Origin of the sequence: Halorubrum sp. ARQ200 (assembly GCF_005435115.1) — an archaeon.
Lineage (GTDB): Archaea > Halobacteriota > Halobacteria > Halobacteriales > Haloferacaceae > Halorubrum > Halorubrum tropicale.
In genome coordinates this window covers 58,007-82,661 of record NZ_SGTZ01000017.1, presented here as the reverse complement: position 1 = coordinate 82,661, position 24,655 = coordinate 58,007, and the positions used below count along the sequence as shown (strand labels likewise).

The following is a 24,655-nucleotide window of genomic DNA, read 5'->3' as shown; positions in this document are numbered from 1 at the left end:
CCCAGCGCGGCGTTCGATCTCGCTCCACAAACGACAAGTCGATCCACGTGATACGTTCGCTGAGGCGTTCGATTTCGGCCATAAGCACTCTGAAGTCGAGCGCCTCATCCTCTAAGTTAACGCGACCGTCGTCCCCGCAACAAGCCTTTTACTCGCCGCCGGAGAGGGAGTCGCATGGGACGTTTCGACGGGCGCACGGTCCGCTACGAGCCGACGAGCGTCAAGGACCTGCTCGTCGAGATGAAGGACACGGCGGAGCTGCTGATCGACCTGTCGTACTCGGCGGTCCTCCACGGGAGCCCGACGGTCGCGCACGAGGTCGTCGAGCTGGAACACCGGATGGACGTGCTCCAGCTGCGCGCCCGGATGAGCCTGATGCTCGCGGCGCGGAACCCGACCGAGGCGGAGACGCTCGCGCCGGTCCTCGGCGTCATCGCCGCCGCCGACAAGGTGGCCGACGCCGCGGGCGACATCGCAAAGATCGTCACCGAGGAGATCGGGCTCCCCGACGCGATGCGCGGCGCGCTCTCGGCGGGCGTCGAGACGCTCGTCCGCGCGACCGCGACGGCCGACTCGGCGTACGCCGGCCGGACGCTCGACGACATCGACCTCGAGTCGGAGACCGGCGTCCGCGTCATCGCGGTCCGGCGCGACGAGGACTGGATCCTCAACCCCGGGCCGACCACCCGGCTTGAGGCGGGCGACGTGACGCTCCTGCGCGGCCCCGAGGCCGGCGTCGCGGACGTGGTCCCCGAGCTGAGCGGCGAGCCGTTCGAGCCGCGGCCCGCGGCCGAGCCCGGGATCGACGACCTCGAACGCGCGGTCGACTCGATCGTGTTGATGAAGAACCTCTCGGAGCTCGCGGTCGACCTCGCGTACGGCTCCGTCCTCTTCGACAACGAGGAGCTGGCGGAGGAGGTGAGCAACCTCGAGGTGGAGGTCGACGCGCTCCAGTCGCGCTTCGAGGCGTGGACGCTCCGCGCCGCGGCCGAGGCCGACGACCCGGTGTCGCTGCGCGGGCTCATCCACCTCGGCGTCGCGACCGAGGAGATATCCGACGCCGCGCTGGCGATCACCGAGGGGGTCCGCCGCGACCTCGACGTCCACCCGGTCGTGGAGATGGCCGTCCAGGAGTCCGACGAGATCATCACCCGGACCGAGGTCGGCGCGGGGAGCGACCTCGACGGGACCGCGGTCGTCGACGGCGTGCCCGCGACGGACATCTCGACGAGCGTCCTCGCGATCCGCCGCCCGGACGACGGCTGGCTGATCGGTCCCGACATCGACACCACCCTCCGGGGCGGCGACGTGATCATCTCGAAGGGGACCCGGACCTCGGCGGAGGAGTTCCATGCCCTCGCGGCGTGAGGGCGGGGAGCGAGCGGAGGCGACGCCCTCGGACCCGGCCGCCCTCGCGCGCGCCTACTACGACGCGCTCGACGCGGGCGAGTACGACCGGCTCGCGTCGCTGCTCGACCCGGATTTCGTCCAGCGGCGCCCCGACCGCACCTTCGAGGGGCGCGAGCGCTTCGTCGCGTTCATGCGCGACGAGCGGCCGAACACCGACACGACCCACGCTGTCGACGGCGTGTACCCGTCCGGCCCCGGCGTGGCTGTCCGCGGCCGACTGCTCGACGCCGACGGCGAGGCCCTGTTCGCGTTCGTCGACGTGTTCGACGCGGCGGACGGACGGCTGACCGCGCTGGAGACGTACGCGGCGGCGGACGACTGAGGCCCTCTCTTTACCAGGCCGCGCGCAACACGCCGAGGATCCCCGTCGCGGTCGCGTCGAGGTCGGCCGGCGCGCGCTCCATCGGCGGGTCCTCGGCGACGAACTCCGCGATCGCCGGGAGGTCCGCCTCGTCCGTCTCGGGGAGGTCTCGGAGCCGGCTCGGCACGTCGAGCGCACCGCGGACGTCGTCGACCGCCTCGACCACGTCCTCGGCGATCGCGCCGTCGTCGCGCCCGTCGGTCGGGACCCCCAGCCCGGCCGCGAGCGCCCGGCGGCTCGCGTCGACCTCGTCGAAGAGGTACGCCAGCGCGTGCGGCGCGACGACGGCGTGGATCGCGCCCTGCTGGACGTCGTAGCGCCGGGCGAACCCGTGCCCGAACGCGTGGATCACGCTGATCTTGCGGTCCAGTTGGACGAGCAGCGACCCCACCACCGCGCGGTCCGTCGCGTCCTCGCCGCCCGGTCGGTCGCCGGCCACGCGGGGCAGCGCGTCGGAGAGGAGCCGGAGCCCGTGGACCGCGGCCGCGTCGCTCACCGGGTCGGCGTCGCGGGCGTACGGCGTCTCGATCCCCTTGTCGAAGCCGTTCATCGCCGACCCGGCCAGCACCGAGGTCGGCGTCGTCTCGAACAGCGCCGGGTCGGCCACGTCCGCGATCGGCCACGCGCCGCTCCCGCTGACGGTCACCGGCTGGCCGGTCGGCGACTCGTCGGCGGAGAAGACCTCCAGGGACCCGCCCGTGGAGACGTCCGCGCCCGCGAACGTCGTCGGCACGGCGACGAACGGGACCGCCGGACCGCTCTCGGGCGCGAGGTCGCCGAGCGCGTCCGCCCCCGCCTCCGCGTCGGCGCGGAGGTCGTCGAGGTCGCGGCCGTCGGCTGCGAGCAGCGTCGCCTGTCGCGCGATATCGAGGCTCGCGCCGCCGCCGACCGCGACGAGGACGTCGGCTCCGACCTCGGCCCGGGCGTCCTGCAGGTCGTAGGCGGTCTCGACCCGCTTGTCGGGGGTCGTCCCGTCGAAGACGCCGGCGAGCCGGTCGCCGAGCCCGCCCCGTATCGGGTCCATCAGCGCGTCGTTCGCGCCCGTGTTCGAACCGCAGACGACCAGGGCGTCGTCGAGGCCGCGCTCGGCGAGCCAGCCCCCGAGGTCGGCGATTCGCCCCCGTCCGTACCGGATCTCGCAGCCGCGGTGAACGTGTTCGAAGGAGTCCGCGATCGGTAGCATTCGGCGATCGGTACGCGGGGGCACGGCTTGTAGCTGTGGGAACGTTACACACGCGACGACCGCGTCTCGTGGGTCCGTCGGCGGTGCCGATCGCGTCTCGTGGGTCCGACGGCGGTCGCCGCTCACGCCCGCGCGCGTGCGCCGGCTTTATAACCCGACAGCGATTAGCGGTAGTAAGTTCCTATGTCAGAGCAGAGTGAATACGGAGCCGGCCAAATCCAGGTCCTTGAGGGCCTACAGGCCGTCCGTAAGCGACCGGCGATGTACATCGGGTCGACGGACGGTCGAGGGCTCCACCACCTCGTCTACGAGGTAGTCGACAACTCCATCGACGAGGCGCTCGCGGGGTACTGCGAGGAGATCGAGGTGCGGATCCACGAGGACGGCTCCGTCTCCGTCAGCGACGACGGGCGCGGGATCCCGGTCGACACCCACGAGGAGTACGACCGGCCCGCGCTGGAGGTCATCCTGACCGTCCTCCACGCCGGCGGGAAGTTCGACTCCAAGTCGTACCAGGTCTCGGGGGGGCTCCACGGCGTCGGCGTCAGCGTCGTCAACGCGCTCTCCGAGCGCTTGGAGGTCGAGGTCAAGCGCGACGGCGGCGTCTTCCGCCACCGGTTCGCCGGGGGAGAGCCCGCGGAGGACGGGTTCGAGCGCGTCCGCGACATGGACGGCGACGAGTCGACCGGGACGGAGATCCGATTCTGGCCCGACGCGGAGATATTCGAGACGACGGAGTTCCAGACGTCGACGCTCGCGAACCGGCTCCGCGAGCTCGCCTTCCTCAACTCCGGCGTCGAGATCCGTCTCGTCGACGACCGCGACGACACCGCGGAGACGTTCAAGTACGACGGCGGGATCCGCGAGTTCGTCGCGTACCTCAACGAGACGCGCTCGCCGATCCACGAGGAGGTCATCTACTTCGAGGACGAGACCGACGGCGTCCAGGTCGAGGTCGCGATGCAGGCGACCGAGGAGCTCCAGGGCTCCGTCCACGCGTTCGCGAACAACATCAACACCCGCGAGGGCGGCACCCACCTCACCGGCTTCAAGACCGCGCTCACGCGGACGGTCAACGACTACGCCAACGAGCACGGGCTCGTCGACGACCTCGACGCGAACCTCAAAGGGGAAGACGTGCGCGAGGGCCTCACCGCGGTCGTCTCGGTGAAACACCCCGACCCGCAGTTCGAGGGGCAGACGAAGACGAAGCTCGGCAACAGCGAGGTGCGCGGCGTCGTCGAGTCCGCGACCCACGAGAAGCTCGGCACCTTCTTCGAGGAGAACCCCGACACGGCGGAGAAGGTCGTCCACAAGGCCGCCGAGGCCGCGCGCGCCCGGAAGGCCGCGAAGAAGGCCGAGGAGCTCACCCGCCGGAAGTCGGCGCTCGAATCCACCGCGCTGCCCGGGAAGCTGGCCGACTGTCAGACCCGCGACCCGGAGGAGGCGGAGCTGTTCGTGGTCGAGGGCGACTCCGCGGGCGGCTCCGCGAAGCAGGGCCGCAACCGCGAGAACCAGGCGATCCTCCCGCTGAAGGGGAAGATACTCAACGTCGAGAAACACCGCCTCGACCGGATCTTAGAGAACGACGAGATCCGCGCGCTGATCACCGCGATCGGCGCGGGCATCGGCGAGGAGTTCGACATCGACGACGTCCGGTACAACAAGATCATCCTGATGACGGACGCCGACGTCGACGGCGCCCACATCCGGACGCTGCTTCTCACGTTGCTGTACCGCCACATGAAGCCCCTCCTGGAGGCCGGCTACGTGTACGCGGCCCAGCCCCCGCTGTACCGCGTCCGTTACCGCGGGAACACGTACGACGCGATGACCGAGGCGGAGCGCGACCGGATCATCGAGGAGAAGTGCGACGGCAACCCGACGCAGGTCCAGCGGTTCAAGGGGCTCGGCGAGATGAACCCCGACCAGCTGTGGGATACCACTATGGACCCGGAAAACCGGCGTCTCAAGCGCATTAACGTCGACGACGCGGCCGCCGCGGACCGCATGTTCAACGTGCTGATGGGCGACGCGGTCGAGCCGCGGAAGCAGTTCATCAAGGAGCACGCGACCGAAGCGGAGTGGGTGGACATATGAGCTCGGAAAGTCCCGACGCCGACCCCGGCGACGTGCGCGCCGCGCAGGTGACGAACGCGCGCATCGAAGACGAGATGGAGCAGTCGTACATCGACTACGCGATGTCCGTCATCGCGGGGCGGGCGCTCCCCGACGTACGCGACGGGCTCAAGCCAGTCCACCGCCGGATCCTCTTCGCGATGAACGAGGCGGGCGTGACGAGCAACTCCGCGCACCGCAAGTCCTCCTCTGTCGTGGGCGAGACGATGGGTGACTACCACCCGCACGGCGACAGCGCCATCTACGACACGCTCGCGCGGATGGCCCAGGACTTCTCGATGCGCTACCCCCTCGTCGACGGCCAGGGGAACTTCGGCTCGGTCGACGGCGACCCGCCGGCCGCGATGCGGTACACGGAGGCCCGGATGGCCCCCATCGCCGAGGAGCTCATGGCGGACATCGAGCGCGACACCGTCGACTTCCAGGCGAACTACGACGACCGCCTGGAGGAGCCCGAAGTGCTCCCGGCCGCGTTCCCGAACCTGCTCGTCAACGGCTCGTCGGGCATCGCCGTCGGGATGTCGACGAACATCCCGCCGCACAACCTCGGCGAGGTGGTCGACGCCACCGTCGAGCTGATCGAGACGCCCGACGCGAGCGTCGAGGACCTGATGGAGCACGTCAAGGGGCCGGACTTCCCGACCGGCGCGAACATTGTCGGGCGGAACGCGGTCCACAAGGCCTACAAGACCGGTCGCGGCCGGATCCGCGTCCGCGCGGAGTTCGAGGTCGACGAGGAGGAGGGCCGGATCGTCATCAGCGAGCTCCCCTTCCAGCAGAACAAGTCCAGGCTGGTCGAGCGCATCGCCGAGGACGTAAACGAGGGCGCCATCGAGGGGATCCGCGACCTCCGCGACGAGTCCGACCGCGACGGGATCCGGATCGTCGTCGAGCTGAAGCGCGACGCGATGGCGGACGTGGTGAAAAACCAGCTGTTAGAGAGCCACCTCGAACGCACGTTCGGCGTCATCAACCTCGCCTTGGTCGACGGCTCGCCGCAGGTGCTCGACCTCAAGCAGACGCTCGAACACTACGTCGACCACCGGCGCGAGGTCGTGCGCCGCCGCTCCGAGCACGAGCTCGCCGAGCGCGAGGACCGCGCGCACATCCTCGAAGGGCGCCTGAAGGCGCTCGACAACGTCGACAGCGTCGTCGAGACGATCCAGGACTCCGACGACCGCGACGCCGCGAAGACCGCGCTGGAGTCCGCGTTCGACTTCACCGAGGCGCAGGCGGCCCACATCGTCCGGATGCAGCTCGGATCGCTCACGTCGATGGAGACGGCGGAGATCGAGGAGGAGTACGAGGAGGTCAAGGCCCGGATCGAGCGGCTGGAGACCATCCTCTCGGACCCCGACGAGCTCGACCAAGTGATCGTCGACGAGCTGCAGGCGATCAAGGCCGAGTACGACGACGAGCGCCGCACGAGCTTCATCGAGGACGCGGGCGACGTGACTCACGAGGACCTGATCCCGGAAGAGGAGCAGGTCGTCGTGATGAGCGAGGACGACTACATCAAGCGGATGCCGCTCGACGAGTTCCGCGCGCAGAACCGCGGCGGCAAGGGGATCATCGGCACCGGCCTGAAGGAGGGCGACCGCGTCTCCTCGGTGTTCGCGGCCAACTCCCACGACTACCTGCTCGTCTTCACGAACCACGGCCAGATCTACGAGCTGAAGACCTACGAGATCCCGGAGATGTCCCGCACTGCCCGTGGGAAGTCCGCGGTCAACCTCCTCGACCTCGACGACGGCGAGGAGATCGAGTCGGTGGTCAATACGGAGGACTTGGACGACGACGAGTTCCTCACGATGGTCACCCGCGACGGGTACATCAAGCGGACCGCCGTCGAGGAGTTCGGCAACATCCGGTCGACCGGGATCCGGGCGATCCGGCTGGAGGACGGCGACGAGCTGGTCGACGTCGAGGTGACCGACGGGGAGCGCGACATCGTCATCGGGAGCCGCGACGGGATGGCGATCCGCTTCGACGAGTCGGACGCCCGCGCGATGGGCCGCACGGCCCGCGGCGTGATCGCCATCGACCTCCGCGAGGGCGACGCCGTCGCGGGCGTCGCCGCCATCGACGACGGCTACCACAACTGGGTGCTCACCGTCACGGAGAACGGCTACGGGAAGCGCTCCGACCTCGACGAGTACCGCCCGCAGTCGCGGAACGGGAAGGGGCTCGTCGACATCAAGACCGGCGACCGCAACGGCGAGGTCGTCGCCATCGAGGCGGTCACCCACGGCGACCACCTGATCGCGATGAGCGCCGCCGGGCAGATCATGCGGACCCGCGTCGAGGAGATATCGACGGTGAGCCGCAACACGAAGGGGGTCATCGTGATGAACCTCGACCCCGACGACGAGGTCGCCTCCGTCGACATCGTCCCCGAGTCGGTCCACGCGGCCGCGGACGACGAGGGTGACGACGACGCCGAGACCGACGACGAATAGCGGACCGGACGCCGACTTTCTCTTCGCGGGCTCACACCGCCGCGGTGTGCGGTGTTGAACTCCCGCCCCGACGACCGGTCGCCATGGAACGACGGAGCCCCCTCGCGGCGGGCCTCGGTGCGCCGGCCGGCGCGGCGGCCGGCTGTCTCGGTGACCCCGAGCCGAGCCGACTCGACCTTGCGGTCCGCAACGACGGCGACGCTCCCGTCGACGTGGACGTGGTCCGTACGGGCGAGTGTGCCGAGCCACCGTAGTCTTTCAGGAAAGTTACTTACTGTCGCCGCGAAAATCACCGGGCGAGATGGACGAGTACGAGGGGATAGACGAGGTCGTACACGAACCGAGCGAGGCGTTCGCCGAGTCGACGAACGTCGCCGCGTTCATGCGGGAGTACGGGATCGACGACTACGAGGCGCTCATCGAACGCACTACCTCCGAGATCGCGGGCGAGCCCGAGTCGGGCGTCGACTGGTTCTGGGACGAGATCGTCGACTACCTCGACATCGACTTCTACGCCGACTACGACGCCGTCCGGGACGACGCCGAGGGCCCGCAGTTCTCCGACTGGTACCCCGGCGGGGAGATCAACGTCGCGCACAACGTCGTCGACCGCCACGCCGCGGTCGACGCTCCGAACCGCAACCGCGTCGCGCTGATCTGGGAGGGCGAGCCGGGCGACGTCCGCGAGGTCACGTTCCACGAGCTCCGCAGGCAGAGCGACCGCGTCGCGAACTACCTGACCGAGGCCGGGATCGAGACCGGCGACACGGTCGGCCTCTACATGCCCATGGTGCCCGAGGTCGTCTCGATCCTCTACGGTTGCCTGAAGGTCGGCGCGATCGCCGTCCCGATCTTCTCCGGCTTCGGACGCGAGGCGACCGCGACGCGGATCGACGACGCCGAGCCCGCGGTGCTGTTCACCGGCGACGGGTTCTACCGACGGGGCGACGAGGTCCGGCTGAAGGCGACCGCGGACGACGCGATCGCCGACGCCGGGCAGGTCGAGGAGGTGGTCGTGTACGACAGGCTGGGCGCGACGCCCGCGAGCGACGATACGGGCGCCGACCCCGTCCCGTGGAACGACGACCGCGACCGGACGTGGGACGAGGCGGTCGGCTCGCAGCCCGCGACGTACGAGACGAAGCGCCTCCCGAGCGACCAGGAGTCTATGCTGTTGTACTCCTCGGGGACGACCGGTGAGCCGAAGGGGATCGTCCACACCCACGCCGGCGTCCTCACGCAGTGCGCCAAGGAGATCCACTTCGGTTTCGACCAGAAGCCCGCGGACCGGTTCTTCTGGGTCTCGGACATCGGCTGGATGATGGGCCCGTGGACGCTGATCGGCAACCACGCGTTCGGCGGGACGGTGGTGATGTACGAGGGCGCGCCGGACCACCCCGAGCCGGACCGCTTTTGGGAGCTGATCGACCGACACTCGATCACGCAGTTCGGCATCTCTCCGACCGCGATCCGGGCGCTCCGGAAGCACGGGGACGAGTGGGTTGAGGGACACGACCTCTCCTCGCTCCGAATCTTGGGCTCCACCGGCGAGCCGTGGGACCCCGAGTCGTGGCGCTGGTTCCACGACGCGGTCGGCGGCGGCGAGTGCCCGATAATCAACATCTCCGGCGGCACGGAGATCTGCGGCTGCTTCCTCATGCCGATGCCGAACCAGCCGCTGAAGCCCTGTACGCTCGGCGGGCCGGGGCTCGGGATGGACATCGACATCGTCGACGAGACCGGCGAGTCGGTGAAGGAGTCCGGCGAGCGCGGCTACCTCGTCGCGCGCGACTCCTGCCCCTCGATGACGAAGTCGCTGTGGTCGGGCGACGAGCGCTACCTCGACGAGTACTGGTCGACGTGGCCCGACCTGTGGGACCACGGCGACTTCGCACAGAGGGACGACGACGGCTTCTGGTTCCTCCACGGGCGCGCCGACGACGCCCTGAACGTCGCGGGCCGGAAGGTGGGACCGGCGGAGATCGAGGGCGTCCTCATCGACCACGACGCCGTCAATCAGGCGGCGGCGGTCGGCGTCCCCGACGACACCACCGGCACCGCGGTCGTCGCGTACGTCGTGCTCGAACCGGGCGTCGACCCGAGCGACGACCTCCGCGAGGAGCTCCGCGCGCTGGTGGGCGACGAGCACGGTAAGCCGTTCCGGCCGCGCGAGCTGCTGTTCGTCGACGCCTTCCCGAAGACGCAGTCGGGGAAGATCATCCGTCGCGCGATCGAGTCGGTGTACGTCGGCGAGGACCCGGGAGACCTCTCCTCGATGGAGAACCCCGAGGCGCTCGACTCGCTCCGCGATCCGGCCTGAGCGAGGCCACCGCAGACCCGGGCGTCGCGCCCGTCAGGCGCTCGCCTCCGCCACCGCCGCGGCCAGCTCCTCGTAGTCCGGCTCCTGTCCGGCGTTGTCCGCGAGCCAGCGGTAGGTCACGGTCCCGACCTCGTCGATCACGAAGACGGCGCGCTGCGCGACCGTCTCGACGCCGTAGTGCTCGAACGCCTCGATCACGTCGTACGCCTCGATCGCGCGGTGGTCGGGGTCGCCGACCAGGGCGAACGGGAGGTCGTACTGCGCGCGGTACGCGCCGAGCGCGTGCGGGAGGTCGGTGCTCACGCCGAACAGCGTACAGTCGTCGCGGTCGAACCCGTCGCGGAGCGCCTCCATCTCGTCGGTACAGGTGTTCGAGAAGGCCGCCGGAAAGAAGGCGAGGACGACCGGCTCGTCGCCGAGGTGGTCGGAGAGTTCGAACGGTGCGATGTCGCCGTCCACGAGCGATCCGGTGAAGTCTGGGGCGTCGTCGCCGACGTCTGGCATACCGGGTCGTCGTCGGCCGGGCGTATCACGGTTTCGACGGCGGATCCCGGACCGGAATCCCGGACTCCCCGCCCGCCTTCAGCCGGCAGCCTGGGCAACGCGTTCCGCGGTCGGGGACGGAATCAAGTGCGCTGCCGACGAAGTGCCGGCGATGTCTCGCCCTCCACGCGGCCCCTCCCGCCGACAAGTGGCGCTGATGACCGCGACCGCCTCGCTGACTGGGTTCTCCGGCTGTCTCACGGACGATTCGTCGGACGACACTCGCTCGCGGACGGTGCTGCGGCTCGGCGAGGCCTCGCCGGTCGGCGTCTCGAACGAGTTCAGCACCCCGGTCGACTTCGTCGGACACGCTGGACGGGCGGCCGTCCGAACCGCGATCGACGGCGGGGAAGCCGCCGTCGACGGGTACTACGGCCCCGACGTCTCGGCGCCGTACGTCGTCGCCGACGGCCCCGAGTACTACCGGATCGAGACCGAGACGGTCGATTCCGTCGCGGCACCGGGCTACGGGTACACGGTGGCGGTCGACGCAGTCGACTCCTTCTTCTTCGGTCCCCCGTCGAGCGTCCCCTTCGCGGACCTCCCGGACCACGATTGGGACACCGTCCTCGACGCGCTCGGGGACGCGTCGCTCGTCCACGCGCCACACTACCCGCCGTTCGAGGTCACCTTCGCGTACGCGTCCGCCGAGCGGCGGGAGCGCTCCCGATTCGTCCCCGAGAACGACGGCCAGCGGGTCGCGTGGGACGGCGAACTCCTCCGGTTCTCGTTCGCGGAGGAGCGGTCGGTCGAGGTACGGACCGTCGCCGTCCGCGCCGACCGCGTCGCCTCGTCGCAGCGTGACTTCCGCGAGGCCGTCGGCGAGGAGCGCGGCCGCTCGCTCGCCGACCCGACCGGGGACCAGCGCGCGGTCCTCGACGCGGCGATCGACTCCGAGTACGCGGAGGCTCCGCCGCTCTCCGACCCGTTCGCGGCCGTCGTCGACGCCGTCTCGACGGACGACGGCGTCGCCCCGCTCGTCCGCTACGACGGCGACTGGTACTTCGCGCGGCTCGCACGCCCCGACTGACCCGGTCGGGCCGTGCGCGAAAGGCCGACCGTCGGCCGATCGGCGCCCGAGCGACGACGCCGTTCGCTCGGCCCGTCGCGCCGCGCGAGGCGCCGTGCGGCGACTCGACGAGGCAAAAAGACTATAATCGACACAGGGCTACAGCGAGACAGAGATGACAAGTGCGATTCCACTGATCGGCGGCATTCCGGCGGGGCCGGAACTCCTCATAATCCTGCTCGTGCTGGTCCTGCTGTTCGGGGCGAACAAGATCCCGAAGCTCGCTCGGTCGACCGGCCAGGCGATGGGCGAGTTCAAGAAGGGCCGCGAACAGGTCGAAGAAGAACTGAAAGACATGCAAGACGGCAAGAGCGCGGACTCGACGCTCGACGACGAGGACGACGACCTCGACGAGCTGGAGACCGAGACCGAAAAGGAAACGAGCGCGTAAGCCGGCCCCGACGCCGACCGATCCCCGCCGTACCGTTTTCTCCACCCGTTCTGGGCGCGTGGCCTAGCGGACAGGGCGAGAGGTTCCTAACCTCTCGATCGCGGGTTCGAATCCCGTCGCGCCCGTGACTTCGCTTCGCTCAGTCACGGGCGCGACTGGCTCCACGCTCGCTCACTGCGTTCGCTCGCGTGGATCCCGCCGCGCCTGCTACCCGCGAACGAAGTGAGCAGTAGCGGTCCGGGGACTCGAACCACGCGAGACTCACTTCGTCCGTCTCGTATTGGTCCCGCCGCGCCCGCCGGTAACCCATTGAGTGCGACTACTCCTCGACCCGTTCGAGGACGATCCGTTCGTCGAACCGCCCCCGTCGCTCGGCCTTCTCGGACCGCATCTCGTCCAGCTCCTCGGCGGTGAGTCCGCTCAGTTCGCGGAGCGCGTGGACAACCTCGAGCACGTCCGCCAGTTCCCGCGGGTCGCGGGTCTCTCGGTACTCCGCGGTCTCCTCGGCCAGCTTCGCGGCGAGCCGGTCCGCGTACTCATCCTCGCCGGCGACGTGCGTCTGCGCTCACCCGCCGTCCGCCTCGATGATCTCCGGAATTTCGTCTCGGACCAGTTTGTCGTATTCCTCGGCCATGTCGGCCGATCGGTGCCCGGTTATTTGACGTTCCGGTCCGGCCCGCTTCTCAGCTCGCGTCCTCGTCAAGCCGCGGGAAGGACCGCGCCGCGAGCGCGACCGCTCCGACCGCGATGGCCAGCGTCGCGGCCGCGAGCCCGGCGCCGGGCTCGTACAGCAGCGGCGGGTGGTAGCCGAGCCCGTAATCGAGGCCGACGTTCGCGACGCCGAGCGCCAGCGCCGTCGCGAGCGCGCCGCGCGTCGTGCGGCCGAACGCCGGGAACAGCAGCGCGAGCCCCACGAACAGCAGGTGCGTGCCGATCACGCCCCAGTAGTAGATCCAGGCGTCGGGCGCGGCGACGTACTCGGCGAACGCGAGGTTCAGCGAGACCAGCGGCCAGAGGCCGAATTGGACGAGCCAGACGAAGGCGATCGTCTGGAGGTACGCCAGTCCGCGCGAGGCGGGCGCCTCCGCGAGCGGGTCGCCCCGCCTGACGGTCGGCGCGATCGCGGCGAGGACGCCGCCTCCGAGCGCGACGGTGACCGCTGAGTCGGCGTACAGCGGCCACAGCGCCGGCGGCACGGTCCCCGCGGTCGGCGCGTAGTACGCGACGCCGACGCCGAGCATGAAGAGGGTGAACGCGCAGACGGCGGCGAAGCTCCGCGGCGCGCCCAATAGCTCCTCGGCGAGGGCGGCACGGACCCGCCGCCTGACCCGCGGGCTGCGGAGCCGTCGCAGGCGGCGGACGCCGTCGAAGCGAGACACGCGCACCGGTCGGTGCCCGAGCGACTAAAAAGCGCCCGTCCCCCGTGATTATCAATCGCGGTGTTTAGCGAGACACCTTTTTCAACGGATGAGCAGTTCCCGAGACTATGGACAGCGAGGACGCCGAGCGGTCCGCCCAGCGGTCCGGTCCGGTGGGTGGCACTTCGGCGTCCGGTTCCGACGCGGGCGGCGACCCGGGCTGGACCCGCGAGCCGGACGCGGACGGCGACGGGACTGGAGGGACCGGCGAGGGCGAGCCGCTCGACGACCCGGACACGGCCGCGGAGACCGTCCCGGCCGTCACCGACAGGTACACCTGGCGGTCGCTGCTCGTCGAGCGCGGCCGCGAGGACGAGGCGGAACGCGTGTACGCGGACGTGCCGAACGAGCCCGCCGTCCCGGCCGACGCCGTCGCGTACCACCGCCCGGACGGGGCCGAAGACGTGCTCCGCGCGCCGGGCGTCGACGAGCCGTTCGAGGCGGACGGGGAAACGGCCGTCCCGGGCCGCGGCACCCCCGACCGCGGCACGCTCGTCGTCGGGACCGACGCGGTCGTCCTCGACGGTGCTACCGTCGTCCCGACGGGCGAGCGGGTCGCCGCGCCGCGGCGTCCGGTTCGGAGCGACGCGGCCGACGGCGATTCGGACACCGCGGACGACGTCGAAGCCGACGGCGACCCCGACGACGGACCGGCGGCGACCGCGGACGCGACGCCGGTGCCCGATGCCGACCCCGGCCCGGCGGCGACCGCGGACGCGACGCCGGTGCCCGACGCCGACCCCGGCCCGGACACGGTGTTCGACGGACCGGTGGGCCGGGGCGGGGTCGCGGGCGTCGTCGTGGCGCGCCCCGACGCGGTGGAGTCTGTGCCCTCTCGCGCGCCGACACCCGACGAGTGGGACCGTGTCGACTTCGACCCGGCGACGCTGCTGGGATTCGACCCGAGCGAGACCGACTACCGGGTCCGCGCGGCCGCCGCGGTCGGCGACGTCCTCTGGGACATGTGCGCGGCCCGCTACGACCCGTACTCGGTCCCGGTGCTGAAGGGGTACTACACGTGGGAGAACTACCGCGAGGAGTTCTTCCTCGACGAGGACGGGAACCCGCCGACCGAGGAGAACGAGGAGGGCGAGTCGATCCCGCTGGAGTTCACCCACGAGGACAAGACGGAGGCGCTCGGGTTCGACCCGGACCGCACCGAGGAACTGCTCGGCGCGGGCGGGAGCGCCGCGGCCGATCTCGCCGACCTCGTCGACGAGCGGACCGTGGACGTGAACCCCGAAGTCGACGAGGACGCGTTCTTCTCGACCGACGAGGGCCACACCACGCTGACGAACCGGTACGACCTGGAGAAGGCGGTGCCGATGCAGAAGAAGACCCACTTCCGGGAGGAGGAGCGCTACTGGGTGAACAAGCCGTACGCGTTCGTCATCGTCTTCCGGTCGCGGAAGGAGAACGAGGCGAAGTACTACGCCGTCCAGCCGTACCGCACCGAGATCGAGGCGGAGCTCACGGAGTTCCTCACCGGGAAGCTCCGGACCTCGATCAAGTACGCCGACGAGTCGATCGCGGGCGGCGACGAGGCGTTCCGCGAGGAGGTGATCGTCGAGGAGGCGCGCACGCTCCTCGATCGCTACGGGCTCTACGAGGACGACGAGGACGAGCGGGGCATCGCCGACACGCTGGTCGACCGCTTCGGCATCGACCCGACGGAGGGGATCGCCGGGCGGATCGCGGAGTCGCTCGGCTACGAGCCGCCGACCGAGGAGCCGGACGACCCGCCGGCGATCACCGCCCGGCCCGAGCCCGCGGTGCTCGCGGAGGACGCCCGCACGCTGTCCGCCCACCAGGTCGAGAAGCTCCTGTACTACCTGAAGCGCGACTTCGTCGGCTACGAGCGGATCGACCCGATCAAGTACGACATCAACGTCGAGGACATCTCCTGTGACGGGTACAACTCCCCCGTCTTCGTCTACCACTCCGAGTACGAGCAGATCATCACCAACGTCTACCACGGCACCGACGAGCTCGACGACTTCGTCGTGAAGCTCGCGCAGCGCTCCGGGAAGGGGATCTCGAAGCGCCGGCCGCAGGTCGACGCCACGCTCCCGGACGGCTCCCGCGCCCAGCTCACCCTCGGCCGCGAGGTGTCGGACCACGGGACCAACTACACGATCCGGCAGTTCAACGACGTCCCCTTCACGCCGATCGACCTGATCAACTGGAAGACCTTCTCGCTCGACGAGATGGCGTTCCTCTGGCTCTCCATCGAGAACCACAAGAGCCTGATCTTCGCCGGCGGCACCGCCTCCGGGAAGACGACGAGCCTGAACGCGGTCTCCCTGTTCATCCCCTCGAACGCGAAGATCGTCTCCATCGAGGACACCCGCGAGGTCGAACTCCCGCAACGCAACTGGATCGCCTCCGTCACCCGACCCTCCTTCTCGGACGACGACAAGGGCGATATCGACGAGTTCGACCTGCTGGAGGCCGCGCTCCGTCAGCGCCCCGACTACATCGTGATGGGCGAGATCCGCGGCGAGGAGGGGCGGACGGCGTTCCAGGTCATGTCGACCGGTCACACCACCTACACCACGTTCCACGCCGACTCCGTCGGCGAGGTGCTCAAGCGGTTCACCACCGACCCGATCAACGTCTCGAAGACGATGTTCACGGCGCTCGACTTGGTCTCGATCCAGACCTCGACCCGCGTTCAGGGCAAGAAGGTGCGCCGGAACAAGTCGATCACCGAGATCAACCACTACGACGCCGAGAACGACGAGATCAACGTTCAGGACGTGTTCCAGTGGCAGGCGGAGACGGACGAGTTCCTCCAGATGGGCGACTCGAACACGCTCGAAGACATCATGTTCGACCGCGGCTGGAGCCGGGCGACCCTCGACGAGGAGCTGCGGAAGCGCCGGGTCGTCTTGGCCTACCTCATCGACCGCGGACTCAACAGCTACGCGCAGGTGGCGGCGACGTTCCAGGCGTTCATCAACGACCCGGAGACGGTGCTCGCGCTGATGGCCAACGAGGAGCTCGAGCGCTCGCTGGAGGACCTCCGCGAGATGGAGTCGGTCCTCATCAACGTCGACCGCGAGAAGGAGGCGCTCGTCCCCCGCCCGACGCCGGACGCGGACGGCGAGGCGGAGGCCGCCGGGATACTCGACGCCGCCGAGGACCTCTTCGAGACGTACCGCGGGCAGGTCCCAGACTCCGTCGCCGACGCCCTCCTGGAGATGAACCACGCGGGCGACGTGGAGGCCGCCCCGGCGAGCGACCACGAGGCCCTCGCTGAGGCGGCCCGCGAGGCGGACGCGGCGTACGACGAGCCGGCCGGCCCGGAACCGGCGCCCGGTGCGGCCGACGCGGACGGCGTCGACGACGCCGACGAGACGCCCTCCGACCTGGGGGGCGCGGGCCCCTCGGGGACGCCCTCGCCGGACCCCGCGCACGGCGACTTCGAGGGGGTCGCCGAGGCGGTGGGCGACGGCTCGGGCGACCTCGACGGCATCGACTTCGGCGAGCCGTTCGACGAGGGCGTCGACGTGCTCTCCTCGCCCGCGGGCCCCTCCGAGCCCGGCGCCCCGCCCGACGCCGGCGCGGGCGGCGGCGCCGACGCGTCCCCCGACGTGAGCGAGGGGTTCAGCGCCGCAGAGCCCGTGGACGGCGAGCCCTCCGCGGAGGTCGGCGACGGCGAGGAGTCCGACACGGACGAGTTGGACGGGGCGGACGAGCCTGACGCGGCGGACGAGCCTGACACGGCAGACACAGCAGATGAAGCGGAGGATGCCGACGAGACCGAGCAGGGGGACGACCCCGACGAGGCTGACGACGGAACGGGCGACGACATCGACGAATGGGGGTTCGACGCCGTCGAGCCCGCGGAGGACGGGTGACGCCGTGTTCCTCGTGAGGGCCGTCCCGTGAGTCTCGACGTGGACGCGGGCGACGGCGGCGTCGACGCGAACGTCCTCGCGGAGCTGTGTTACCCGGTGTTCGAGCTGCTGTTCGACCCCGACGGCGACTTCGTCGCGGACGTGGAGCGCAAGCTCGCGGAGGCGCGGATGCCCGACCAGGTCGAGATGTACGTCTCACTGGCGCTGGCGGTCGGCCTGCTGGTCGGCGGGCTGCTCTGGGCGCTCGGCACGCTGGTCGGCTACGGCGTGTTCTCGCTGGGGCTGGTCGACCCGTCGACGCTCTCGCTCGGCGTGCCGGCGCCGACGACGGCGATCCAAGAGCTGCTCCGCTCGCTCGTCGTGCCGACCGCGGTGCTCCTCAGCGGGCTCGTCTTCGGCTCGATCGGGTTCGCGATCGGGTTCGGCGGCCTCGTCGCGGTCCCGTACTCGCGCGCCTCCTCGCGGAAGCGGGAGATCAACCTCCTGCTCGCGGACTCGGTGTCGTTCATGTACGCGCTCTCCGTCGGCGGGCTGAACCAGCTGGAGATCCTCCGCGCGATGGCGACGGCGGAGGACACCTACGGCGAGGTGTCACGCGAGTTCCAGAGCATCGTCAACGAGACGGAGTACTTCGGCACCGACTACCGGAACGCGATCCGCCAGCAGTCCATGGAGACCCCCTCCGACGAGCTCTCGCAGTTCCTCGCCGACATGCTCTCCATCGTCAACTCCGGCGGCGACATGGAGGGCTTCCTGAAGGACAAAAAGGAGAAGCACCTCCGCACGTCGAAACAGGAGCGCGAGATGACCTTGGAGACCCTGGAGCTGTTCGGCGAGATGTACATGACGCTCTCGTTGTTCCCGCTGCTTCTCATCATCATCCTCGTCATCATGGGGATGATGGGCGAGGCCGACGACCGCCTGCTGTACGTCACGGTGTACCTGCTCATCCCCCTGGTCGGCGTCGGCTTCCTCGTGCTGGTCTCGACGGTGAAACAGGACGACCCCGGCGACGGCTACCTCCAGCCCGACGGTGGCAGCGAGCGCCTCCGACAGACGAGCCGGGAGGGGCTCTTCCACTTCGGGCTCGTGGAGGCGTTCGTCGGGACGTTCGGCGTCTTCGACCGCATCCGCGACCGCGAGGGGACCCACAAGACGATGGAGATCCTCTCGGCGCCGCACCTCTTCCTCCGCGAGAACCCGCCGTACACCCTCGCGTTGACCGTGCCCGCGGCGCTCGCGCTGGTCGTCGTCGCGGCCGCGGCCGGGTCGGCGCCGACGACGGTCGACGGCTGGATCGCCCGCCCGGTGTGGTCGGCGTTCGTCTGGGTCTACGTGCCCCTCTACGTCGTGCTGGTCCCGCTCGGGGTGTTCTACGAGTGGCACCAGCGCTCGCGGCGGGCGGTGACCGGGAAGCTCTCGGAGACGCTCCGGAAGCTCTCCTCGGCGAACGACACCGGCCAGACGCTGCTCGAATCGGTGCGCACGGTCTCGGAGACCTCGACCGGCAAGCTCGCTGAGGAGTTCGAGGTGATCCACGCGAAGGTGAACTACGGGATGAGCCTCCGTGACGCGCTCGTCGAGTTCAACAACGCCTACGCGGTGCCGCGGCTCGCGCGGACGGTGAAGCTGATCGCCGAGGCGCAGGAGGCGTCCTCGCAGATCACGGATGTGCTCACGACGGCCGCGCAGGCCTCGGAGAACCAGGACGACATCGAGCGCGAGCGGAAGTCGCGGACCCGGATGCAGGTGGCGATCATCGTGATGACGTACGTCACGCTGCTCGGCGTGATGGCCATCCTCCAGACGCAGTTCATCGACGTGATGGGCGACTTGGTCGCGCAGAGCGACGGCGCCGGGAGCACCGGCGGGGCCGGGTTCGGCGGCGGCGGCGGCATCGACCCCGACGTGCTCTCGATGCTGTTCTTCCACGCGGTGACGATCCAGGCGGTCCTCTCCGGGTTCATCAGCGGCTACATCCGCGACGCGGAGCTTATCTCGGGCGTCAAGTACGCCGTGGTCCTGATGACGCTGGCGCTGGGGGTGTGGATCTATGTCGGCTGACCGCGCGCAGACGGTCCTCGACGGAGTACCGACATTCGCCGATGGGACGGTCACAACGGGAAACGAATCCTCTACCTGGGTCTCAACGAGCTTCTCGCAGATGCGAGGTCGGTCCGAGAGTGCTGCCTGTGATTTATTAGAATTAATAATCCAACCGCGTTTTTTATATATCGACTCTGTCCGAATATCAGTTACTCTCCCATCTCGTACGGAGCTACTCTCCGAAGTCGGTCCTCTGTCCGACGGAGATCGGACGCATAACAACAGCGAGTATCCCGCGCAACGCAAACACTGCGTAACGATCGCAAGGTAACTCGAAGTGACACCACCTCGTAAACCGAAGCGACTCGCCTCGGATCGTCGCGGCCAGACGCTCCAAGACTACGTTATCGGGGTGTCGATATTTCTCCTCACGACTGCGTTCGTCGTGGGATTCATTCCGACTCTCTTCACACCGTTTACGGCGCCTGTTGACGCTTCACAGACCACACAGGCCGACAGGTACGCCGCCGAAGTCCTCGCGGAGATTACTCAACCAGACTCGAAGAACGTGCTCGACGGCGCTGGAGCTGACTCGTTTTTCGCGAACGAGTCTAACTTGGACGGAATACCGACGGCAGAAGGGAGCGAAGTGAACGTGACGCTCGTCGACGGAAACGGGACGGTCCAACACACAGTCGGCCCACCGTATCAGGGCGAGTCTACGGCGGCTGCGACACGCGTCGTCGTCCCGGAGTCGGGCTACGTAGGGAACCACACTTGTACGGCCACCTGTCGTATCGAGGTGCGACTATGGTAGCCGGTCCGCCGAAACGGCGACCGCCGTCCGACGCGGACCGCGGACAAGCGTACACTCTCGAAGGCGTTATTTCCGCAATCGTGGTCCTCACGGCGCTGCTATTAGCGACGACTGCGGTGGTAATTACGCCCACCACGGCCGGAACGATCGATCGGGACACGGTGGCACAGTTGGGGACGCAGACGGACGACGTTCTCGCGACCGCTCACGAGCGGAACGCCCTTATTGAAGCCGCACTGTACTGGGACTCCCAGGACGGACAGTCGGGGTGGCCGACCGCGTACCAGCCCGGCGATGCCTGCCCCGAAACGATAGCGGACGAGCCGCTCACGCTGTGCCTTCTCCTCGAAGAGACGTTCACTTCCCGGTTCTATCGGTACAACGTCTATCTGGATTATCAGACGCAGGGGAAGACGACGGAGACGGAGCCGCTGTTCGTCCAAGGAACTCCCGGTCGAAACGCGGTCACCGCGACCCGTTCGATAGCGCTTCACGACGGGATGGAGTTGACACACAGTCCCGGCGGTACCCTCGGAGGGAACGTCTCGAAGTTCTACGCCGAGGACCTCGACGACCCGACCCTGGTAAACGTGGTCGAAGTGCGGGTGGTCGTCTGGTGATCACGAAGCTCGACGACCGCGGTCAACTGATGCTCGTGGGGGCGATCGTGATGGCAGCGAGCCTACTGGCACTCGTCGTCGTGCTGAACTCTACGATCTACACCCAAAACACCAACCCCGGAAATTCTCTCGGAGAGATGAACGAGGTAGAGCGACAGTTGGAAGCCGTTCGAACGGACGTCGACCGCCTCACCGACCGGATTGGACAACGAGACGGCTACGTCGACGTCCACGAGCTGAACGCGACGTTGACCGTTTACAGCGAACGGAAGGCGGAGCAGATCGTCGACCGGCGGCCCGCGTATCTTCGTGTGACGCTGAACGAGAGCGCGTCCGAGCTCGAAAGGGAGGCCCTTCGGCAGCGCAACCGCTCGCGAGCCGTCCGCTCGCGGGCGAACCGAAGCGACTGGACCCTCGTGGATAACGCGACGTTCAACGAATCCACCCCGTTCGAGCTCGTCATCGAACCGCGGAGCCCGACGCCGACGACGTTCATCGCCCGGGGCGAGGACGGCGGTGATTGGCGCCTCAACGTTAGCCAAGCCCCCTCGAATGCCGTCAGCGTCGAGGTCACGTACGACAACGGAACCACGGTCAGTGAGTCGGTCTCGGGGAATGCGGCTCGGGTGAACGTCACTGGTGGAGCGATCAACGGGACCCAGCGCTTCGCGTTCGCTCCGGGACTGAACGCCCCGTACGACCTTCGCGTGGAAAACGGTCACCGGTCCGACGGCGCGTATCATATCCTCGTCAACGAGGCCAGCGACGTCGAGACCGGGAACTTCCACACCGACCCGGGTAACGGCCAGCCGTACGTGAGCCGCGAACTGTCGACCGCCGTCGTCGACGTCGAATACGTGAGCGACAAACTGTCCGCGGAGTCGCAGATCACGGTTCGGATCGGGGGAGATTCGGAATGAGAGGTCCCGGCGTAACAGACCGGCTTCGGGGCGACCGGCGGGGGGTTTCGGTCGCGTTGACACACGTTCTCACGATGGGGATTACCTCCGTGCTGATCGCCGGGCTCATAATCACTGCGGGCGGCGCGGTCGAGACGCAACGCGAGCGGGCGGTAGAGGGCGAGCTCACGACGATCGGAGAACGGATCGCGACCGAACTCACGGCACTGGACCGCGTCGCCGACCCGACGAACTCGACAATGACCGTTGAGACCTCACATCCTGAGCGGGTCGTGAACTCGCGCTACCGAGTGCGACTGACATCGGATTCCGGAGACTGTCGGACCGACACCTGCCTCGTGCTCGAATCGCGGGCGATCGGAGCGCCGGTCGTGGTCCCCGTCCGAGACGACATCGACACCGTCGAGTCGACCGCCTTCGGGGGGGAGATCAGACTCGTTCACAACGGGACCGCGGTCCGCATGGAGCGTTCGCAGCCATGACTGCGAACGGGCGCGCCGTGAGCGATATGGTCGGATTCGTCCTCTCGTTTTCACTCATCCTGCTCGCTGTCAGCGCCGTGTACACCGGCGGATTCGCCGCTATCGCCGAGGAGCAACAGGAGGAACAGATACACAACACAGAGCGCGCGATGTCGGTGCTCGCGGAGAACTTTCACGACATCGAGCGAGGAAATGCCCCGACACGGGCGGGCGAGTTCCGACTCTCGGGAGGCGCGCTATCGCTGGACCGTACCGCGAGGTTCACCGTGTCTGTTGGACTCGATAACGGGACCTTCGCGGAGACCGTCCGAACCGGTTCACTCTCGTACACGAAAGACGAGACCGAGATAAGCTACGAGAATGGAGCGGTCCTACGGACGAACGACGACTACGGATTCGTGTCACGCCCACCGAGCGTGACGTGTCGAGACGGGAAGTCGATCATCTCGTTGGTCGAGATCGATCCCCGCGGTAACGTCACATCGACGAGTGTGGACGGATCGGTACTGGTCACAGTCGCGAAGCAGGACTCCGATATATACTATCCGAGGCGGGAAAACGGGACCGTCGTCAACGAGGCCGACATGGCTCAAAACGTGACGATCCGAGTCGAGGAGTCACGTCACGAGAAGGCCTGGGAAAGGTGGTTCGCCGAACGCGATGGATGGAAGCAGACGGCAGCAGGCTACAGGTGCGAGGCCGATACCGTATTCGTTCGGACGACCAAGGTGACGGTGAGGATCCTGCCGTGACAGGTCCGTGACGGTACGGTTCGGTCGAGTCCGAGACGAGCGGTTCGATTTCGATAGGCTGAGCGATTCACTCACTCGTTGGTGGTCTCGATGATGACCTCGTTCGTCGTCAGTCTGATCTCGAACCCGCCGGCGACCTCCTTGCCCTCTTGATCCTCTATCTCCAACAGTACGATCGCGTCGTTGTAGTTGGGGTCGCCGATGTCGTCTTTCGCGCTCTCCCACGTAGCGTCCGGGTCGGTGATCTCGAAGAGGAACACCGCTTGGTTGTCCTCAAGCTGTAGGTGCCCCGTCTCGTTGAGTAGTGGACCGAGAACTTCTTCGGCGTTGCGTTGCCGGTACCTCGTCTCTATCACCGGCATCTCGTCGCCGTTCTTGAGCACTCTGACGTTCTCCGGGTTCTCACCCGCCGACGCGTCCGTGCGGAGGTTCACCGAGCCGAGGTCGTCGCAGTTGTAGTGGTACCACGTCGTTCCGTCGTACTCGTCCGCCCCGGCGTAGTCGTAGTCGGCACACGACCACTGCGTCGCTCGGAGCGAAACCGTCGCTCCCGCCTCGACTTCGAACTCGTGAGTCCACTCGGAGAGCTGGGTCTCTCGGTCGTTGAGGTTCTGCTCGGCGGTGACGGGATCACCGGGATCGTACGGTCCGTCGGGCCACGGCCGCATCTGTCCGTCGTCGGTTACGACTCCCATCGTAACCGGGGCCCAGTGTTTTCGCATACCGCCCCACCAGGTGGGTGTCTGACTGGACACTTCCGTTCCCAGGACCGTCGTCGAGACAGTCGCGTTCTCCGAGACGCTGATCTCGCTTTCATTCCCCCCGACGCCGAAGTCCACGCCTTCCGAGATCGTTACCGTCACCGAGTCGTCGTCGGGATCGGCGTTGTCGAGGTCGTACGTCGAGTTCGTCGAGACTTCGCTTTCGAGGTATTCGCCCCAAACGTCGGCGTAGCGGCTCTCGACGGTAACGGTCATCTGCGACGCGTTCGAGCAGTTCGCCATCAGTTGGGAGTACTCGCGAGACCGTTCACGAGAGTATTCGAGGTTCTTCGTTGCCCGGAGCGTCTCCACCTGTCCGCCGGCGCTGCCGTTGACATTCACGGACGGAAACGTCAGCGTTCCGTCCTTGTACTCCATATCGGGGGGTGAGATCATCTCGTTGCCGCTCGGCGTCCCTCTCCAGATCCCACCGCCCTGATAGGTGACGGTCGAGTGGCCGTCGCTCTCGTAGTGAAGCGATCCCATCGGAATCACGAACGGGGTACAACCCGGGCCGCCGTCGAGTTTGATCACCATCTCCGCGTTGTTGGCGATGCGTACTGACTGCCCCTCGTCGGGATCGAAAGCGAGCGTGTGTTCGAGGTTGTCGCTGAACGCGACCTCGTTCAGCCGCGAATCAATCTCCCGCATCGTCTGTTCCGCGTCTTGCCCCTGAATCTCGCCCCTGAGGTCGCTCATCATGGCCGTTCCGAAGTAGAGTGTCGCCGACGCTGCCACGACGATCATCCCGATCAACAGGACGAATCCGACGAGGGTCGACTGCCCTCGTTCCCGTCTTCGAAGTGTGGTGGGCGGTGTCATGAGTACTCTCGACGAAGCGGCATCAAGTGCCCCGGCAGGATGTTGTGAACACGTCGTCAATTTGAATGTGATAACCTTTCGGTCAAAGTATTGGGTCTGATAACCACTGGTGTCGATCAGGCCCCAGTACCCCGTGAAGATCGAACTGAACTCTCCCATTTCAACCCTCTTTATCCAGCGGCTCACCTCGCTGCTGTCTGGCGATTCAACGCGACCGTTCAGAGACATGAGGGTGCCCAACTCTGCCGCCGCGGAACGGCTTTCCGGCCGATGCGTTCC

The 24,655-nt window shown here is 68.0% G+C and carries 19 protein-coding genes, 1 tRNA gene and 1 pseudogene; 16 read left to right on the top strand and 5 right to left on the bottom strand.

The window, feature by feature from the left end:
- The first annotated feature begins 174 nt into the window (after positions 1-174).
- Both EXE50_RS15915 and EXE50_RS15910 read left to right on the top strand, forming a co-directional pair.
- Entirely contained in the window at positions 175-1,368 is a 1,194-nt protein-coding gene (locus EXE50_RS15915; protein ID WP_053771341.1) for a potassium channel family protein, read from the top strand.
- The gene (locus EXE50_RS15910) at positions 1,352-1,732 is read left to right on the top strand and encodes a nuclear transport factor 2 family protein (RefSeq protein ID WP_053771340.1); all 381 of its coding nucleotides are present in this window, start codon (positions 1,352-1,354) and stop codon (positions 1,730-1,732) included. The genes EXE50_RS15915 and EXE50_RS15910 overlap by 17 nt, the downstream gene beginning before the upstream one ends.
- A gap of 10 nt (positions 1,733-1,742) precedes the next feature.
- Here EXE50_RS15910 and EXE50_RS15905 read toward each other — a convergent pair whose 3' ends face one another.
- A complete protein-coding gene (locus EXE50_RS15905) occupies positions 1,743-2,954 on the bottom strand; it encodes an iron-containing alcohol dehydrogenase family protein (protein WP_137705537.1) in 1,212 nt (403 codons plus the stop codon).
- A 183-nt stretch (positions 2,955-3,137) separates the two neighbouring features.
- Between EXE50_RS15905 and gyrB the strand changes: the two genes are divergently transcribed.
- From gyrB to EXE50_RS15890, 4 genes are all read left to right on the top strand, one after another.
- The gene (gene gyrB / locus EXE50_RS15900) at positions 3,138-5,054 is read left to right on the top strand and encodes a DNA topoisomerase (ATP-hydrolyzing) subunit B (RefSeq protein ID WP_137705536.1); all 1,917 of its coding nucleotides are present in this window, start codon (positions 3,138-3,140) and stop codon (positions 5,052-5,054) included.
- Positions 5,051-7,552 (top strand): DNA gyrase subunit A, encoded by a 2,502-nt coding sequence (gyrA, locus tag EXE50_RS15895; protein ID WP_053771337.1) that lies wholly within the window; start codon positions 5,051-5,053, stop codon positions 7,550-7,552. Before gyrB ends, gyrA begins: the two co-directional genes overlap by 4 nt.
- Positions 7,553-7,635: 83 nt before the next feature.
- Positions 7,636-7,806: a hypothetical protein gene (locus tag EXE50_RS17230; RefSeq protein ID WP_158293561.1), complete on the top strand. Its 171-nt coding sequence runs from the start codon at positions 7,636-7,638 to the stop codon at positions 7,804-7,806.
- Positions 7,807-7,853: 47 nt separating this feature from the next.
- Positions 7,854-9,872, top strand: a complete 2,019-nt coding sequence (locus EXE50_RS15890) for an AMP-binding protein (protein WP_137705535.1) — start codon at positions 7,854-7,856, stop codon at positions 9,870-9,872.
- A 33-nt stretch (positions 9,873-9,905) separates the two neighbouring features.
- Here the strand turns inward: EXE50_RS15890 and EXE50_RS15885 are convergent, their stop codons facing one another.
- Positions 9,906-10,376, bottom strand: a complete 471-nt coding sequence (locus tag EXE50_RS15885; protein WP_053771335.1) for a redoxin domain-containing protein — start codon at positions 10,374-10,376, stop codon at positions 9,906-9,908.
- Between the two features lie 196 nt (positions 10,377-10,572).
- On the opposite strand from EXE50_RS15885, the gene EXE50_RS15880 reads away from it, so the two are divergent.
- From EXE50_RS15880 to EXE50_RS15870, 3 genes are all read left to right on the top strand, one after another.
- Entirely contained in the window at positions 10,573-11,445 is an 873-nt protein-coding gene (locus EXE50_RS15880; RefSeq protein WP_240471133.1) for a hypothetical protein, read from the top strand.
- Positions 11,446-11,599: 154 nt separating this feature from the next.
- Positions 11,600-11,875 (top strand): twin-arginine translocase TatA/TatE family subunit, encoded by a 276-nt coding sequence (locus EXE50_RS15875; protein ID WP_053771333.1) that lies wholly within the window; start codon positions 11,600-11,602, stop codon positions 11,873-11,875.
- Between the two features lie 52 nt (positions 11,876-11,927).
- A tRNA-Arg gene (locus tag EXE50_RS15870) sits at positions 11,928-12,000 on the top strand.
- 194 nt (positions 12,001-12,194) lie between these two features.
- Here the strand turns inward: EXE50_RS15870 and EXE50_RS18035 are convergent.
- Both EXE50_RS18035 and EXE50_RS15860 read right to left on the bottom strand, forming a co-directional pair.
- A pseudogene (locus EXE50_RS18035) lies at positions 12,195-12,509 on the bottom strand (hypothetical protein).
- Between the two features lie 49 nt (positions 12,510-12,558).
- Complete coding sequence (locus EXE50_RS15860) at positions 12,559-13,260, bottom strand: DUF1405 domain-containing protein (RefSeq protein WP_394347760.1); 702 nt, start codon at positions 13,258-13,260, stop codon at positions 12,559-12,561.
- A 101-nt stretch (positions 13,261-13,361) separates the two neighbouring features.
- Between EXE50_RS15860 and EXE50_RS15855 the strand changes: the two genes are divergently transcribed.
- The 7 genes from EXE50_RS15855 (at position 13,362) to EXE50_RS15825 (ending at position 22,793) form a co-directional block, all read left to right on the top strand.
- The gene (locus EXE50_RS15855) at positions 13,362-17,156 is read left to right on the top strand and encodes an ATPase, T2SS/T4P/T4SS family (protein ID WP_137705533.1); all 3,795 of its coding nucleotides are present in this window, start codon (positions 13,362-13,364) and stop codon (positions 17,154-17,156) included.
- Positions 17,157-17,183: 27 nt separating this feature from the next.
- A complete protein-coding gene (locus EXE50_RS15850) occupies positions 17,184-19,220 on the top strand; it encodes a type II secretion system F family protein (RefSeq protein ID WP_053771329.1) in 2,037 nt (678 codons plus the stop codon).
- 427 nt (positions 19,221-19,647) lie between these two features.
- Positions 19,648-20,019, top strand: a complete 372-nt coding sequence (locus EXE50_RS15845) for a hypothetical protein (protein WP_137705532.1) — start codon at positions 19,648-19,650, stop codon at positions 20,017-20,019.
- Positions 20,013-20,639, top strand: a complete 627-nt coding sequence (locus tag EXE50_RS15840) for a hypothetical protein (RefSeq protein WP_137705531.1) — start codon at positions 20,013-20,015, stop codon at positions 20,637-20,639. The genes EXE50_RS15845 and EXE50_RS15840 overlap by 7 nt, the downstream gene beginning before the upstream one ends.
- Positions 20,636-21,559 carry a hypothetical protein gene (locus EXE50_RS15835; RefSeq protein WP_137705530.1) on the top strand — a complete coding sequence of 308 codons (924 nt, stop codon included), beginning with the start codon at positions 20,636-20,638 and terminating at the stop codon, positions 21,557-21,559. Before EXE50_RS15840 ends, EXE50_RS15835 begins: the two co-directional genes overlap by 4 nt.
- Positions 21,560-21,633: 74 nt before the next feature.
- The gene (locus EXE50_RS15830) at positions 21,634-22,041 is read left to right on the top strand and encodes a hypothetical protein (RefSeq protein WP_053771325.1); all 408 of its coding nucleotides are present in this window, start codon (positions 21,634-21,636) and stop codon (positions 22,039-22,041) included.
- A complete protein-coding gene (locus EXE50_RS15825; RefSeq protein WP_137705529.1) occupies positions 22,038-22,793 on the top strand; it encodes a hypothetical protein in 756 nt (251 codons plus the stop codon). Before EXE50_RS15830 ends, EXE50_RS15825 begins: the two co-directional genes overlap by 4 nt.
- 71 nt (positions 22,794-22,864) lie before the next feature.
- Here the strand turns inward: EXE50_RS15825 and EXE50_RS15820 are convergent, their stop codons facing one another.
- The gene (locus tag EXE50_RS15820; protein ID WP_137705528.1) at positions 22,865-24,604 is read right to left on the bottom strand and encodes a hypothetical protein; all 1,740 of its coding nucleotides are present in this window, start codon (positions 24,602-24,604) and stop codon (positions 22,865-22,867) included.
- Between the last annotated feature and the right edge of the window lie 51 nt (positions 24,605-24,655).